The organism is Bacteroides mediterraneensis (assembly GCF_025993685.1).
Classification (GTDB): domain Bacteria; phylum Bacteroidota; class Bacteroidia; order Bacteroidales; family Bacteroidaceae; genus Phocaeicola; species Phocaeicola mediterraneensis_A.
The window spans coordinates 1,621,748-1,636,940 of record NZ_DAJPEN010000001.1 but is presented as its reverse complement, the minus strand read 5'-3'; the positions used below and the strand labels follow the sequence as shown (position 1 = coordinate 1,636,940).

General features: G+C 39.8%; 19 protein-coding genes and 2 pseudogenes. 18 read left to right on the top strand and 3 right to left on the bottom strand.

All coding sequences use genetic code 11. From position 1 onward, the window contains the following. The first annotated feature begins 3 nt into the window (after nucleotides 1–3). The 15 genes and pseudogenes from OIM59_RS06810 to OIM59_RS06740 all read left to right on the top strand — a co-directional run. Entirely contained in the window at nucleotides 4–882 is an 879-nt protein-coding gene (locus tag OIM59_RS06810) for a hypothetical protein (RefSeq protein WP_303895853.1), read from the top strand. A 56-nt stretch (nucleotides 883–938) separates the two neighbouring features. Next, nucleotides 939–1,556 carry a DUF4313 domain-containing protein gene (locus tag OIM59_RS06805; protein ID WP_303895851.1) on the top strand — a complete coding sequence of 206 codons (618 nt, stop codon included), beginning with the start codon at nucleotides 939–941 and terminating at the stop codon, nucleotides 1,554–1,556. Nucleotides 1,557–1,571: 15 nt separating this feature from the next. Beyond that, complete coding sequence (locus tag OIM59_RS06800; protein WP_004326287.1) at nucleotides 1,572–1,727, top strand: hypothetical protein; 156 nt, start codon at nucleotides 1,572–1,574, stop codon at nucleotides 1,725–1,727. A 15-nt stretch (nucleotides 1,728–1,742) separates the two neighbouring features. Then, nucleotides 1,743–2,087 (top strand): hypothetical protein, encoded by a 345-nt coding sequence (locus tag OIM59_RS06795; protein WP_303895849.1) that lies wholly within the window; start codon nucleotides 1,743–1,745, stop codon nucleotides 2,085–2,087. An 18-nt stretch (nucleotides 2,088–2,105) separates the two neighbouring features. After that, the gene (locus OIM59_RS06790; RefSeq protein ID WP_303895847.1) at nucleotides 2,106–3,083 is read left to right on the top strand and encodes a hypothetical protein; all 978 of its coding nucleotides are present in this window, start codon (nucleotides 2,106–2,108) and stop codon (nucleotides 3,081–3,083) included. Between the two features lie 34 nt (nucleotides 3,084–3,117). After that, nucleotides 3,118–3,411, top strand: coding sequence for a DUF4120 family protein (locus OIM59_RS06785; RefSeq protein ID WP_117678447.1), 294 nt, complete (start codon nucleotides 3,118–3,120; stop codon nucleotides 3,409–3,411). Nucleotides 3,412–3,709: 298 nt separating this feature from the next. Then, nucleotides 3,710–4,648 carry a hypothetical protein gene (locus tag OIM59_RS06780; protein WP_303895845.1) on the top strand — a complete coding sequence of 313 codons (939 nt, stop codon included), beginning with the start codon at nucleotides 3,710–3,712 and terminating at the stop codon, nucleotides 4,646–4,648. Beyond that, complete coding sequence (locus OIM59_RS06775) at nucleotides 4,645–4,914, top strand: hypothetical protein (RefSeq protein ID WP_303895843.1); 270 nt, start codon at nucleotides 4,645–4,647, stop codon at nucleotides 4,912–4,914. The genes OIM59_RS06780 and OIM59_RS06775 overlap by 4 nt, the downstream gene beginning before the upstream one ends. Beyond that, nucleotides 4,911–5,723 carry a DUF4121 family protein gene (locus OIM59_RS06770; RefSeq protein WP_303895841.1) on the top strand — a complete coding sequence of 271 codons (813 nt, stop codon included), beginning with the start codon at nucleotides 4,911–4,913 and terminating at the stop codon, nucleotides 5,721–5,723. Before OIM59_RS06775 ends, OIM59_RS06770 begins: the two co-directional genes overlap by 4 nt. 21 nt (nucleotides 5,724–5,744) lie before the next feature. Next, nucleotides 5,745–6,464 (top strand): N-6 DNA methylase, encoded by a 720-nt coding sequence (locus OIM59_RS06765; protein ID WP_303895839.1) that lies wholly within the window; start codon nucleotides 5,745–5,747, stop codon nucleotides 6,462–6,464. Between the two features lie 26 nt (nucleotides 6,465–6,490). Further along, nucleotides 6,491–7,282 (top strand): annotated as a pseudogene (locus tag OIM59_RS06760) (DUF932 domain-containing protein); the annotation flags it as partial. Nucleotides 7,283–7,464: 182 nt separating this feature from the next. Then, nucleotides 7,465–8,706, top strand: coding sequence for a site-specific integrase (locus OIM59_RS06755; RefSeq protein ID WP_303894935.1), 1,242 nt, complete (start codon nucleotides 7,465–7,467; stop codon nucleotides 8,704–8,706). After that, nucleotides 8,687–9,694, top strand: coding sequence for a tyrosine-type recombinase/integrase (locus OIM59_RS06750; RefSeq protein WP_303894938.1), 1,008 nt, complete (start codon nucleotides 8,687–8,689; stop codon nucleotides 9,692–9,694). Before OIM59_RS06755 ends, OIM59_RS06750 begins: the two co-directional genes overlap by 20 nt. 8 nt (nucleotides 9,695–9,702) lie before the next feature. Further along, the gene (locus OIM59_RS06745; RefSeq protein ID WP_087397479.1) at nucleotides 9,703–10,716 is read left to right on the top strand and encodes a site-specific integrase; all 1,014 of its coding nucleotides are present in this window, start codon (nucleotides 9,703–9,705) and stop codon (nucleotides 10,714–10,716) included. Nucleotides 10,717–10,820: 104 nt separating this feature from the next. Continuing rightward, nucleotides 10,821–10,928: pseudogene (locus OIM59_RS06740) on the top strand (DUF932 domain-containing protein); the annotation flags it as partial. Nucleotides 10,929–11,082: 154 nt separating this feature from the next. Here the strand turns inward: OIM59_RS06740 and OIM59_RS06735 are convergent. The 3 genes from OIM59_RS06735 to OIM59_RS06725 form a co-directional block, all read right to left on the bottom strand. Next, nucleotides 11,083–11,136 (bottom strand): hypothetical protein, encoded by a 54-nt coding sequence (locus OIM59_RS06735; RefSeq protein WP_303898187.1) that lies wholly within the window; start codon nucleotides 11,134–11,136, stop codon nucleotides 11,083–11,085. A 253-nt stretch (nucleotides 11,137–11,389) separates the two neighbouring features. After that, the gene (locus tag OIM59_RS06730) at nucleotides 11,390–12,262 is read right to left on the bottom strand and encodes an ImmA/IrrE family metallo-endopeptidase (protein WP_195289115.1); all 873 of its coding nucleotides are present in this window, start codon (nucleotides 12,260–12,262) and stop codon (nucleotides 11,390–11,392) included. Continuing rightward, nucleotides 12,262–12,597, bottom strand: coding sequence for a helix-turn-helix domain-containing protein (locus tag OIM59_RS06725; protein ID WP_229079793.1), 336 nt, complete (start codon nucleotides 12,595–12,597; stop codon nucleotides 12,262–12,264). Before OIM59_RS06725 ends, OIM59_RS06730 begins: the two co-directional genes overlap by 1 nt. 209 nt (nucleotides 12,598–12,806) lie before the next feature. Between OIM59_RS06725 and OIM59_RS06720 the strand changes: the two genes are divergently transcribed. Genes OIM59_RS06720 through OIM59_RS06710 form a run of 3 tightly spaced genes read left to right on the top strand, consistent with a single transcriptional unit; the run spans nucleotide 12,807 to nucleotide 14,980 of the window. Beyond that, the gene (locus tag OIM59_RS06720) at nucleotides 12,807–13,502 is read left to right on the top strand and encodes a multiubiquitin domain-containing protein (RefSeq protein WP_195289114.1); all 696 of its coding nucleotides are present in this window, start codon (nucleotides 12,807–12,809) and stop codon (nucleotides 13,500–13,502) included. After that, entirely contained in the window at nucleotides 13,477–14,661 is a 1,185-nt protein-coding gene (locus tag OIM59_RS06715; protein WP_303895834.1) for a ThiF family adenylyltransferase, read from the top strand. The genes OIM59_RS06720 and OIM59_RS06715 overlap by 26 nt, the downstream gene beginning before the upstream one ends. Beyond that, entirely contained in the window at nucleotides 14,642–14,980 is a 339-nt protein-coding gene (locus OIM59_RS06710) for a DUF6527 family protein (protein ID WP_303895832.1), read from the top strand. Before OIM59_RS06715 ends, OIM59_RS06710 begins: the two co-directional genes overlap by 20 nt. Nucleotides 14,981–15,193 lie beyond the last annotated feature (213 nt).

Genomic DNA, 15,193 nt, shown 5'->3' with positions numbered 1-15,193 from the left:
GACATGAAAGACCGATTGAAATATGTAATCGATTCCCGCTACTTCGACGGAACATGCCTGACAAGTATGAGTGACGGATTCCACAATGACTATGGTGGGGAAACAATAGAAGAACTGCGCATACGGGAAAACAATCCCTATCTGAAAGCCGTAACCCCTTCTGATATAGACAAGAAGCTGCGGCTATACAATCAGTCCCTGTCCGAGCCGTTCAAGGAAATCACCGAAGAAGATTACTATGACCTGCTGGATGTACTGCCCCCCTTGCGCATGAGACAAAACTCGTTTTTTGTGGGAGAAGCGTATTACGGAAATATGTACTCTTTCTGCTTCACGCGTCAAGGAAGATATTTCAAGGGCCTGCGCTCCGTACTTACTCCGCAATCCGAACTGGACAGTCAGATAGACTGTCACATGGAAATCATCAACCGGAAAGCCGTGATCTCAAAAGAAGAAACAAGCAAAACAATCAGCGGGACCAGACTCATTCCCTATTATTTTTCACTGGACGGAAAACAGTCCGTATTCATCTGCAACCTTGTCATCCAATCAGATTCCAGACAAGCAAGGACGGACATGGCGAATACCCTGAAAAGTCTTCGCCGGAACCATTATCAGTTCTATAAAGGGAAAGGACATTACGCAACTCCGGACGAACTGATAGACCATGTATCAGGAAAGATGCTCACCCTTGTTTCCGACGGACATTTCTTTCAATATCCTCCCGGCAGGGAATCCGCAACTTTCATCGGACACATCAAGGAGACATCAGAGGAATTTCTTTTCCGGATCTATGACCGTGAATATTTCCTGTATCTCCTAAAAAGATTGAGAACCGTGAAAAAGGAGTCCGCACAGGATATAACAAATATCAAATCATAACATTCGGGGAATGCGGTAGAATAACTGCCGCATTCCCTCATAAAAACAATACAAGTATGAACAAATCGAACACTCTATACTGGAAAACAGCCACAGAACCGGCTGAACGCATTGAGGTCAGACTCGTCCTGAACAGTTATATCGACAATGACAATCTGTATGTAGGACTTGAATCCCGGTCTAAAGATAATCTGGAATGCTGGGAATCCTACACGGACATCACCGTCAACCTCAATTCCCTTCCCCCGTTCCATGCCTATGTGGACAACCGGGACTGCAACAGACATGTGCATGATTTCCTGACCAGTAACAGAATAGCGGAGCCTGCCGGATTTGAATATCAGGGATTCAGAATGTTCCGCTTCAACCCTGACAGGTTGAAGGAACTCGCACCCGAACAGTTCAAGACAATCAGCGCCAAACTGCCACCACAGGATGACATGATAAAGGACATCATCTATCAGGAAAGACATTTCCCTTTGAGAACTGTTCAAGACATTCACGGAATATATCTTGTTTCAAGCAAGGAACTGGAAGAATCTCTGATCGAAGGAGTACGGAACCTGGATGCTTCGGCAAATGAACTGTTGGATGGAATCTGCCTGTTCTGCTCCACACAGGAACTGCGCTATCTTACGGATGCAGAACTGATAGAAACAATCTACGCACAATAAAAAGGAGGAACAAATATGAAAACCGGAGACATTGTATTTCTGAGACGTCCCTATAAGGGATACCGTGCCGTCGAACTGATGGAAAGACTGGAATGCCGCTGGCTGGTCAGGATTGTCGAGAGCGGTCTTGAACTGGAGGTATATGAAGATGAACTTATATCAGAATTTTAATACGGACAAAGTGTTATGGAAAAATATCAGTTTGCATTCCATTCGGAAATAATCGGCTATACCTCTCCTCATATCGGCGAGGTCAGAAAAGCCATACACAGAAAAGTGGAAAAGGAAAAGTCTGCCGCCATAAAGAATGATATTGAGCTGCACATGTACAAGGTGCATGACGGCATACCGGTTCTCCTTAACACCTGCTACCTGTATGATGAAAAAGGATGTATGGTACACGGAAGTATCAAAGGAACCAAGGATTATCTGCTTGAGACATGGAGATACCATATAAACAGACATTCCAAAGGTTTCAGTTCCACAAGAATCAAGCCCTGTACGACAAGCAGGGCTTTTTCGTTTGTATAACTCTTAAAATCAGGAATCATGAACCAGACATTACAACTTACAAACTATATTCCACAGTATGTAAGCCTCTACTACGTGGACTACCGGGATGACCTTGATGAGCATGAAGACATCCAGGAGGAATGCATCCGTTCCAACAATATGGAAAAACTCTATGAAAAGGCATACGAATGGTATGAGGAACAGGAAAGTTCAAACATGCACGACTATCTAGAGGAGACAAGAAAGAATATGGAAACGGACAATTTAGCCGGAGAGTTTGAAGAGCATGAAGATGAAATCAGGGAACTTATCTACGACCGGAACGATTCCGACCCGGTAAAGGATCTGATACGCAACTCGTCCGTCACTAATTTCTTCTATTCGCTCGGAGTGGAAATCAGCGGATATCTGACCGGTTGTTCACTGCGGGGAGAATCAGTCGCCATAGCCTGCCATAAGGTACGTCGCGCACTGCATCTGAAAAAGGGGCAGTTTGACGAGAAGATTGAAGAACTGGTAGAGAATGCCACATACGGCGGAGAACTGCGCATCTACTTCAACGCCATGTTTGACAGGCTCATTAGCAAAGACCCTGAGAACGATTTCAAAAGCATCCGTTTCCACGGGAATGTAGTGGTGGCCATTGCCGACAGCCGGAACGGTTCCGGACATCATGTACGGATTCCGCTGGATATCACTTTTCCTTTCCGAAGGGAGAACCTGTTTGTCGATTCACAAGCACACTATTCCTATGCCAATGAAGTCTGCGGCATGACCAATGACTGGTGTGATTCCACAAAATGGGAAACGGGCATGATACCTTTTACCGGATCTGTCCGAAAAAGCCGGATGGCTGAATACAAGAAACAGGAAGCCGCTTACGAGCAGACATTCCGAAGCGGGAAATGCACCTTCGGTGACATGAACTACAAACGCCACCGTGACGTGCGGTATTCGAATGAGTATCCTGCCGGATGCAAATGCCCTCATTGCGGTACTTTCTGGATTGACTGAAAAAAACATTTACCAACCAATAAATTCAAACGATATGAAAATCTGCTGTTCACAAGAGCATTACGACAAGGTCGTACAGTATGCAAAATCCATCAATGACAAGACACTGGAAAACTGTCTTGAACGTCTCAAGCAATGGGAGAAGAACGAGAACCGTCCATGCGAAATCGAACTCTATTACGACCATGCGCCGTATTCGTTCGGATTCTGCGAACGTTATCCGGACGGGAATACAGGCATTGTCGGAGGACTGCTGTATCATGGAAATCCGGACGAGTCCTTTGCCGTCATCATGGAACGTTTCCACGGATGGAGCATACATACCTGACATATATGCGACAGTCTGTATTGGGGAGCCTCATGCAATGTGGGGTTCCCTTTTTTTATGCCGGAGACATGATGACAGCATCCTCATTTCTTGCTGCAAAAATAGCTGTTTGCCGCGCAACTCCCGCAAGGCGGCCCTGCCGGGCTGGTTGGCGGGAAAAAATCATCCTCGCTTCGCTCCGGTATTTTTTTCCGCCAAGCCTTGCAGGGATGCGGGCAAACAGACAACAGGGACAACAAGAAATAAGAATGCCTGTACCTTACAGGCAGACAATGTATAACAATAAATATCAGAAGTCATGATTACAGACCAGAAGACACAGAACAGGCTTCACGCGGATACCGGAACAGAACTGTTCTCCATCAGACAAAGGAAGGAAGCCGTCACAAGGATGCTGGACATTCTGAAAGAAACTCCGGAATACCTGCAGGTTATGAACCATATACCGGCTTATGCCATGGATGACGATACGTCAGAATGGTGGAATTCGGAAGAATCGGAAAATTTCATGAACTCACTCCTGGAAGTGATGGAAAGCTATACTCCGGACGGATACAGGTTCGGACCGAAATCTGGCACGACTGACCTTTACGGCTACTGGGAAAGCAAGACCGGACGGACAACCCTCTTCCATCTGCTTTTCAGTCTGGAAAGCAGATATGAATGGGGAAAAGGTCTTTCCCATGAGAAAACGGACGCATTCTACAAGGAAATAAAAGAGAAATTTCATGGAGAGGGATTCGACACGGACATAACCGGCTGTACATCACAGGCCATGTATCTTGTAAAAGGAAAGACACGCCTGTACGTGCATCCGATGGAAATAAGCGGCTACTGTGAAACACTGCATATTCCACAGATTACAGCCATACTGAAAAAAGGAGGCCGTACATTCCGTCTTGTAAAGGATACGATAGCGGAAGAGGTGTATTCCTTCACCGATGAAGAAGAAATGGAATATTACCGTGCCAGATACGGAATGTGCATCCACAGGAATATACTGGATGCCTTCAGCAACCGCCGGGCAGGGAAAGAGGACATACTTTCCATGATGGCATCACGGATAAATGTGGCGACGACATCACATCTGCACGGTATCGGATATGATTCACCTGCATACAGGTTTGTGCATGAGGCATACGACAGACTGGTAAACAACGGAAAGCTGAAGGAGAATGTCCGGGAAATCGGTTACTGCAACATCATAATGGCCATTTCAAATACCAACGCAATATGAGACTGAATTACAATGACATGCTGCTTCTGGCAATATGGGAATACAACAGGAGACAGGACGAGGATCTGACCCTGGAACTGTTTCAGGAAACATTCGGACAGGTTCCCGGCGCACATTTCCATGACAAATGGGTGCATTATTACAACAAGAACCTGCTGATGATGGCCGCCTATTTCAGGGGTGAGGAAGAAAACGGCCAGAAATTCTGTGATATGATCACCCGACAGGTTGAACGCTATACACAAAACAGGAGGAGAACAGTATGAATACAAAGATACGATATGACCTTGACAGTCTTGAACTGGAAAACGGTGACTTCGGGTATCCCATTACAGAAAAGGAAGTACGGAAAGTGAACCGTATGCTGGAACTGATGGAGAATGTCCGAAGCAGACAGATGTGCCCGACAGAAGGAGACTGCGTGGAATTTGTCTCACGTTCTGGTGATTATTTCGGAAAAGCTCATATAGAACGGATAACAGGAAAATATGCGGATATATGCCTGATACCGGAAACGGTATTCTGTTTCGATGACATGGGAAAAGCCACCTATGATACCACCGGAAGTCCCTGGACGCAGGTCAATATCCGGAACATGAAACCCGCAGGTACTGAAATCCGCATATTCAGGACATGGGGATTCGGGAAACGCAGCAATACGGGCAGTCTAAGGTTCGATGCTCCGGTCAGGAAATGGGAATACAGAGAACCGAATCCGTTGTATGACGGTTACACCACCCGTAACTGGTACCGCTATCATATCATGAAACACCGGGACAGGGAAAGGACAGGCGAATACACCTTCCGCAGCGATTCATTCACGCTGTACAGCCGGAGCGAGATGGACGAGCTGGCCGCAATCCTGAAAGGCAGACTCTACAAGGGAATCCTGCCTGACTCTCTTGTACTTTGGGGATACCGCATGGACATTAAGGAAATATCACGTGAGCAGTGGAACGGTATGGGACAGCACGGACAAATCCGCATGAAATTCATGGGATACGGTCCGGTCAGAATCCACACGGACAATGAAAACCATACTGTAACAGTATACAGAATCAACGACAGTCTATAACCAATTATAAAATAAAGGAATATGGCACGATATGAAATCTCCAACGAAGTCAGACCGCTCGACAGGCTCATCACAGGCTTTGCCTCCTCATGCGGCTATGAAATACAGACCGTATTCAACGACCTGCTGCGTTTCATCATCCACGGCTTCTCTCCGGGAGCACCGCCAATAAGCAACTGGAAATACAAGCGTCAGCAAAACGCCTCGTTCATGGAAATGACAGCCGAATGGACACGTATCATGCAGAAACAAATCGGCAGGTCGGGCTGGTTCGACGCTTTCGGTGAACTCCACATGGCCTACTGCTCAAAATCGGGACAGCAGGCAAACGGACAGTTCTTTACACCGTCACATATCTGTGAACTCATGGTCATGTGCGCGGCAGGTAAAAAAGAGACCGGACAGAGAATGGGAGACCCTACATGCGGCAGCGGAAGGCTCCTGCTGGCATACCATGCGCACAATCCGGGAAACTATCTGGTCGGAGAAGACATCAGCCGGACCTGCTGCATGATGACCGTATGCAACATGCTCGTCCACGGATGTGTCGGGGAAGTGATCTGTCATGACAGTCTCCAGCCGAAGGCATTCACCGACGGATGGAAAGTCAACCAGGCCCTGCCCTTGACGGGAATACCTTCTATAAGACGCATGAAGGAAGAGGAATACAGGAATCCTCTTCCGGAAAATATCGGACGCTTCAAAGAGGCAGTCCGTATCATCAACCTATTGGACAAATAATTACCAACCATTTAAAAAATATAATTATGGAAGCTTTAGCAACATTGAACAATCAGAGACAGTTTGATTTCCAGAACAACGGAATCGAAGTAATGGACCTTGAAACACTCCAGCGTACCTACAAGGAGAACGACATCTACGGCAATCCGGTCAGGGGTATCTACCACTACCAGGTCATCCAGCGCATGACGGACATCTGCCGCCGTCACAACCTGAACTATGAGGTGGAGGAAATCTTCGCCGCCCAGAACAAGAACCGGACACAGCCCGGAGTGGTCATTCTGCCGCAGGTGGAACAGACCTATGGAGAGAAGGCGGTAGAGGCACATGTACTGCGCAGAATCTTCACCACCATCCGTATTCTGAACGGGGATACCGATGAACTGACAACCACACTCGTAGTAGCCTACCATCAGGACGGTATCCAGGCGGCAATAGGTCCCTGTGTACGTATCTGCCACAACCAGTGTATCCTTTCACCCGAACGAAGCGTTGCCAACTACGGCAAGGACAAGGTGACTACCGAGGAACTGTTTGGGAAGGTGGATGACTGGATGCGGAATTTTGAGCGTGACATGGATGCGGACAGAAGCCGAATCCAAAGGCTCAAGGAAAGGGTGTTGACATCCGGTGAATTATACATGATCATCGGTATGCTGACGGCTCTGCGTGTATCCCATGACAGTGCAGACAAAAGACTGGCATCACAGGTGGACACCTATCCGCTCAACCAGGGACAGATTTCCGTGTTTACGGAAGAACTGCTCAAACTCTCACTTGAACAGCCACGCATTACAGCGTGGGATGTCTACAATGTATTATGTACAGCTGTACATAATACATTATATGAGTAGTAAATCATTATGTGAAGTACCATCTTTGAAATTATTATAACACAATGATAATCAGATAATAAAAAAGGCATGTAGAAAAATTACTGTACATAACTATTTTGTATTTTAGCTCTATATTGGGATAACATCCCCCAATAAGAGCAGATATGAATAAAAATATTAAAATTCAAGGATGGAAGATTACTGAACAACTCTCCAGCTATCTGGAGAAACGAGGTTCCACATCCAAAACACTAAAATCGCATAATAAGAACTGGCAACGCCTATATGATTATGCGCAGAAAGAAGGTTTGAGCGTTGATTTTCAATCCATAAATTCTGTTAGAAAATTGATAAGTCAATACCTCCTATCTGTAACTCTATCAGCGACTGATCTACGGTCGGCTTTGAATTCGTTCAAAATATTGAAGGAATTCGTTCTTAATGGTAAACTTAAAGAACGATGTCAAACATTCGATTTCTCAGGACCGATTGGTGCAAAAATGCTGGATCTTATTTCTGAGAAAGAAACTCAACATGTAAGTCAAACTACGATTAGAATCTACAAAACCAATCTTTCAAGATTTTTAGATTATCTAAATTCTCAAAATGTCAGACATGTGTATGAACTTAAAAAAGAACATGTAATACAATATATAAATCAGTTAGACAGTGAATATAAAAGCATGCTCTATCAAAGTGTCTATTATACAACAGTTTTTCTAAAATGGTTGTTCCGTAATAAATTAATGGAAACAGATATTACGATAAACATACCTTCACCCAAGTTTGTCCAACAGCCCAAACTACCTTCTGTATACTCAACAGAAGAAATAACAAAAGTTCTAAATACAATAGACAGAGGCAATCCAGTCGGCAAAAGGAATTATTTATGTTTACTGTTGGCTGCAAGATTGGCATTAAGAAGTTCCGATATACGTAATCTTAAATTTTCCAATATCTTTTGGGAAGAGAATATTATAAGACTTATACAAGTCAAAACAGGACATCCAGTTGAACTACCCTTGCTTCCGGAGATTGGAAATGCCATAATTGACTATTTAAAATATGGTCGTCCCGAGTCCGATTCTCCATTCATAATTCTAACTAGCATACCTCCTTATGAGCCTCTTAAGCCACTCAGAGTGTATCGGATAACAATGAAGGCTTTCAAACGAGCTGGAATTAGCATTCTAGACAGGAAACATGGGCCACATGCCTTGCGTCATTCGTTATCATCCAGAATGTTGGAAAGTTTAACTACAATGCCTGTAATCTCAGAGGTATTGGGACATACTAATAGCGGATCAACAATGTTCTATTTACGTATTGATACAAAATCTTTAAAACTTTGCGCATTGGATGCTCCAGAATTAAGAAATTCATTTTATGAACAGTTTAAATGGTAACATCATGAGGAAAATAATATTTAATGGGGTCTATAAGGACCTACTGGAAGAGTTTGTACAGTTCAAACGCCAATGTGGGTTCAAGTATGTAACAGCCGAGAAAATGCTTGTACTATTTGACAAACTGACAATTGAACGTGGTGAAACGGAAACTTCACTCGGGATTGAGTTAGCTCGGGCATGGGCGGTAAAGAGACCTAATGAAACCGAAAGCTACCGCTATAAAAGAAGTGTTGTATTCAATCAGTTTGCTTTGTACTTAAGACAACAAGATAGACCTTGTTCAATATGTCATGTTCCTCCTTATAAAACATACTTTATCCCACATATTTACAGCTCGAAAGAACTAGAACAGATTTTCTCTGTATGTGATAATCAAGTATGTATGCCCATAAGAAGAGATTCTGTTATGTTTGTAATGCCTGCCTTGTTACGCTTTTTATTATGTACAGGACTGAGAATAGGAGAAGCCCTTGAACTTTTGGATACGGAGGTCAATTTGCAAAATAAAATGCTTATAATTAGAGACTCAAAGAATGGGAAAGAGCGTCTCGTTCCGTTTTCGGATTCTTTAGCAACTATTCTAACCCAATATCGTATACACCGGGTAAGGCTAAACCCCAGTCCCTCAACATCTCACTTCTTCCTTTCTGCACGGGGTCGAAGTCTTGAACCAGGCGATATATATGTCTGTTTTAAAAGGATATTACACAAAGCGGGAATACCATTCAAAGGGAATCATTATGGACCAAGAGTACATGATTTTAGGCATACATTTGCTGTCAGATCTTTAGTTCATATGCTGGAAAACGGAATGGATATTTACTGTTCATTACCGATTCTTTCAACTTATCTGGGACATCAATCCTTAGAAGCCACGAATAAATATGTCCGTCTTACCAAAGAAATGTATCCAGATCTTGTATATACTATTGATACAATATATACAGATGTTTTTCCTTCCATTGATGACAATAAAACAGAATAATAAATAGTATGAAAACAACAAATTTTGCAAAATATTTATCCGAATTTCTGACAGTATACATGGTTAATGAACGTGGATTCAGTCATAATACAATAAAATCCTATCGTGATACTTTTGTTCAATTCATCTCGTACATATCAGAACATAAGAATATAAAAATTGACAGATTTGATTTTCCCATGATCACTCAAAATATGGTGATTGAATTTCTTGACTGGTTAGAAAAAGAAAGAAAATGCAGCATTCAGACAAGGAACAACAGGCTCGCTGCAATACATTCTTTCATAAAGTACGTACAATACCAGTACCCTGATAACCTATATGAATTTCAACGTATTCTGAGTATAAGAAATAAAAAGCATACAAAAGGAAAAATCAATTATTTGACTATTGAAGGAATATCGCTCCTTCTCTCCATGCCCAATAAACACAGTATAAATGGCCGACGAGACTTGGCTTTACTATCTTTAATGTATGATATTGGAGCCCGAGTGCAAGAGATGGCTGATCTGAAGGTAGAAGATGTTCATTTGGATAAACCGTTTTATATCAATGTATGTGGAAAAGGAAATAAAATTAGAACAGTTCCAATGACTGAGAGCCAGTTGAACGTTTTATCTGTATACATGAAAGAAAATCGGCTGACGGAGAAAACCTGGAGACCTTATCCCTTATTTATGAATAATCGAAAGGAGAAACTAACCAGAGGAGGAATTACATACATTCTTAAAAAATACGTAACAATGGCCAGAAAAGTTAATCCTGATATAATACCTGAAATTGTCAGTTGTCATTCTTTGCGACACTCTAAAGCTATGCATCTCTTACAAGCGGGTGTAAATCTTGTTTATATACGTGATATATTGGGACATGTTTCGATTCAAACGACGGAGGTCTATGCTCGTGCGGACTCCAAGCAAAAACGTGAAGCAATACAAAAAGCTTATAAAAATGTAGCTCCTGATGTTGAACCCTTATGGGAAAAAGATAAGGATCTTTTGCAGTGGCTAAAATCATTCTAAATATTATGTATAGTAATCTGTTTGTCTTAAAGAGTCAAGAAGTTAGTTATCAGCATATTTAATAAATGTACAAATAAATACTTCACATAATGATTTACTACTCATATAATGTAGCGACAGAAATCTACAAGCCTGGAAAGACTGATTTTCCTGCCATGATTCCACAGAACGGAGCAATGGCCGATTTCCTGCTTTCATATAACCAGAATTAAAACCTAAAACCGAATACAACAGGCCTGATTCCGTCACCTGCGGAATCGGGCTTTGTCATTTATCAACCCGAATAATCAGATAAGATATAACACTAAAAATTTAATCCTATGAACTCAAAAGCAACGATCAAGTCTCATAGGTTCTTACGATTATTCAGTCACCCAAACACATTGCGAGCATCTGACTCCAACAAGTGAAATGCTTCACATTGCAGTTAATATCATACTTGAGAACATAGTTATTGAACTAAATTCTGTTCAAAAAAACGGTTAGTTGATAAAATACGTATTCATCATGAAACATAGTAGCTATTTGCATCCTACTACAAAAAACATCCTATTTCAAAAACGCATAATTAACTATATTTCAGTCATTCCAAAGAAAACCCATACACTTCCACGAGACAGTAGTGTGGAAATACCTTAGTATATATATCATTGGTAAAAGAGATAGTAATCCTTTAGTTTAGGAAATAACTACTTTTTACAATATTCCTTTCCCCATCAGGAAAAATGAGAACAAAAGCATTGTAACTATTGTTAAAAAAATGATATGTAAATTGAGTTAAGCCATTAGAGGTAAAAAACGAAAATGTTCCATCTTTAATATGGTTTTGTTTTCGAATATAATCTTGCACAAAAGGCCAAGCAAAATAATCTAATACATTAGGAATATTCATCTCTCCAAAAGTACTAGTAAAGCTAGGAGATTGGAATTGATTTCTAAGTAACGCCCCACACTTTGATGGTTTTTCTAAAACTAATAGCGCACACCTATTGTTAGAGTATTCAACATATCTTCTTAAAGTAGCATGAATGGATGCACCAAAAAAAGTAGATAACTGAATTGGAGTGTCAATATCTAAAGGATATTTACTAATTGCAGATGTAAATCTATCATGCTGAAACAAGGTAACTGAAGCGAAAAAATTAGCTTCTGCCTCAAATTCTTCACGAGTATCTAACTTTAAACTTTCATCATCATCATCTAAGACATCAAAGCACCTTTGCTGCCATGGCAACACATCATGTCCAACTTCATGTAACTTAACAAAATTCTTACGGCTATCTAATTGAGTTAAATCAAGATATACTTTTTTCTCTTTTCGATCTAACAAACCACGCACCTTACTCAATGCTCTAAGTAAAGCATCTGGGTATTTGGATTTATATCCTTCATGAATTTGCGAGATGTCAATATTAGACGAAACTTTTAAATCAACATATGAAACTATCCTGTCAATAGGAGTTGGGAAAACATCCAAACTCTTACTATCCTTCAATATTTCTAATGAAATTTTCTCTATGTCTTTTATTGATTGAATCGCACACATTATTTTTGCTTTTGACGAATAAATCGAAGGTAATCTAATAATGCTTCTTCTTCTTCCTTGGTTAATGGAGAGTCTGAAGAAAGAGCAACTGAATTTAATAATTTATTTGAAGAAGATTTTTTTTCTATTATTCCCGCAGCTGCAAGCAAAGTATCTAGTTCTACATTATATATATTAGACAACTTATACAATACATTAGCTGATGGCTTGGCTATTTTATCATTTTCTAGTTGACTAAGATAAGCATTGGATATACCAGTCGCTTCTTCCACTTGCCTAAGCGTAAATCGATGTATTTCCCTTAACTCCTTTAATTTATTACCTAATGACTTCATAAACATCATATTTTTAAATTTCTGCTGCAAAGATAAGAAAAACATTTGAAATAATAAGCATTGCTATATTCTTGATAATTATTTTTAGATTTGCTTGGTAGATTTAGATTTTTAGTTTATATTTGCAACGATTTCAAGAAGTATTAGAGAGGTTTCGTACTTTTAAAGGAATCAGGATAATAACAAAAGAAACCTCATTATATTTTTTTATGGATAAAAACTACAAACAGATGCCCGAAGCATCCAATGAAAGAATCCCTTTGAAATTCGTAGTTGAGGGTAAAGAGTATCAAACTTGTAACCAGTATATTACTGGTGCTGAATTGAAACAAATTGCAGGTATTCCTTCGGATACAGAATTGTTTCTATCTATTAGTAAACCTTATGAAGATGAGTTAATCGAAAACGAGAAAACCGTTAATTTGGCGAGACCAGAAACGGAATACTTCTTTGTTAAAAAGAAACTACATTTTACTATTAATGATACTCCTTATACATGGTATAAACAATATATTAGAGGGATTCAAATTCGACAATTAGGTAATATACCTGCAGAAGATGAAATTTATCTTGACCTACCTGAAGGTTGGAAAGATGATTTTATTACGGATGATGAAATCGTTGACTTGGCCCGTCCTGGAGTTGAAAAGTTTATCTCCAAGCCTCGTCCACTTCGCTTTATCATATATGTAAACAGTAGAGAAAAAAACTGGCAGAAACGTAAAATCACCTATGAAGAGGTTGTAAAACTTGCTTTTCCTAATCCAAATTTTGAATCTATTGCCTATACTGTAACCTATTCCGGTGGACCAAAACAAAATCCGAACGGTTCAATGACCAAAGGAGATAGTGTATTTGTAACCAATAAAATGAACTTCAATGTCACAGAGACTAATCGATCATAATCAAGACCTAAAACGGTTAATAGATGAAGGGTATGAAATAGAGGTAAAAGGTGGGTATCTAATAACCCACCACATACCCTATGTAAATAAGAGTAGAGAAATCAAATATGGAAAATTGATTGTCGCTCTAAATATTAATAATGATACTGTCACTTACCAAAAACATCGCAGTAAACATGTTATTAATTTTATGGGAGAATACCCTTGTTATCAAGACGGTTCTGAGATATCTGCAATTAGGCATTCATCTCCTAATAGACCATTATTTGATAATATAATAATGAATTTTTCTTTTTCTAATAAGCCCAAAGATGATTATAATAACTATTATGAGCAAATAGTCAGATATATTGAAATTATATCCTCTCCCGCTATATCGTTAGATAAAAATGTTACGGCCAAAACATTTAAAGTCATTAATAATGAAGAAAATTCTGTTTTCCAATACATAGATTCTAATGCTACAAGAGCAAACATCTGTAATATCAACAATAAATTAGCTAATCAGAAGATAGCAATTATTGGCTTAGGAGGTACAGGTTCTTATATATTGGATTTAATTGCAAAAACTCCTGTGTCTGAAATAAATTTATATGATGACGATAATTTCTGTCAACATAATGCTTTTCGAGCACCGGGAGCACCAAATAAAGCAATTTTTGATGACGCACCCAAAAAAGTGCATTATTTTTCATCAATATACTCTAATATGCACAAAGGAATAAAACCGCATGCGGAAAAAATAACGAAAGACAATGTTTATCAACTGCTTAATATGTCATTTGTTTTTTTGTGTATAGACAATGATGCGGCTAGAGCTATGATAGTAAAGGAATTACAGCAGAATGATATTCCTCTTATTGATGTTGGAATAGGAGTTCAAACCGTTGATGATTTTCTGATAGGATCACTAAGAGTTACTTTAGTTACTCCTGAAAAGAAGGATCACGTTACCAGGCGAATTCCAATGGGTAATAATGAAGATAATGAGTATGCCACGAATATTCAGATTGCAGATTTGAATGCTCTCAATGCAAATTTAGCAGTGATAGAATGGAAAAAATATAGCGGTTTTTATCATGCTATTAAGCAATTCCATAATTTTACTTATAGTACAAATGACTCTAATTTTGTAGCAGATGAAATATTTGAAACATAAATTTATCGAACATATCCCTGAAAATTTAGAAGAAGGAATATTATATATTTCTATAGAGCATTGTGTTGCAATACATAAATGCGCTTGCGGATGTGGAAAAGAAGTTGTTACACCAATTTCTCCAAATGGCTGGAAACTTATTTTTGACGGAGAAACTATTTCTTTGAATCCTTCTATTGGCAATTGGAATCTGGAATGTAAGTCTCACTATTTTATTCGGAATAATTGTGTTATCACAGTTACTGACAATGAGATGAGAAATCGTCCAAAGAGAAAGAAGAAAAGGAAAAATATCATTCAGCGCTGGTTTAATTGGTGACTTAAATTTATTTTGCTTACTGCATGAAAATCTTACATTAAATAAAGAGTGTGATTGTCCTATAAATCATACTCTTTTATTTAATTACTTATTTTATTTTTTATATGACTTCCTCTAAAACTTCATATCTAGATTGGAATATAAATCTTTAATATAAAAAGAATGTTAGCATAGTAGAGATAAAGAGATTAGTGTTCTTTTAAACAAAAACAC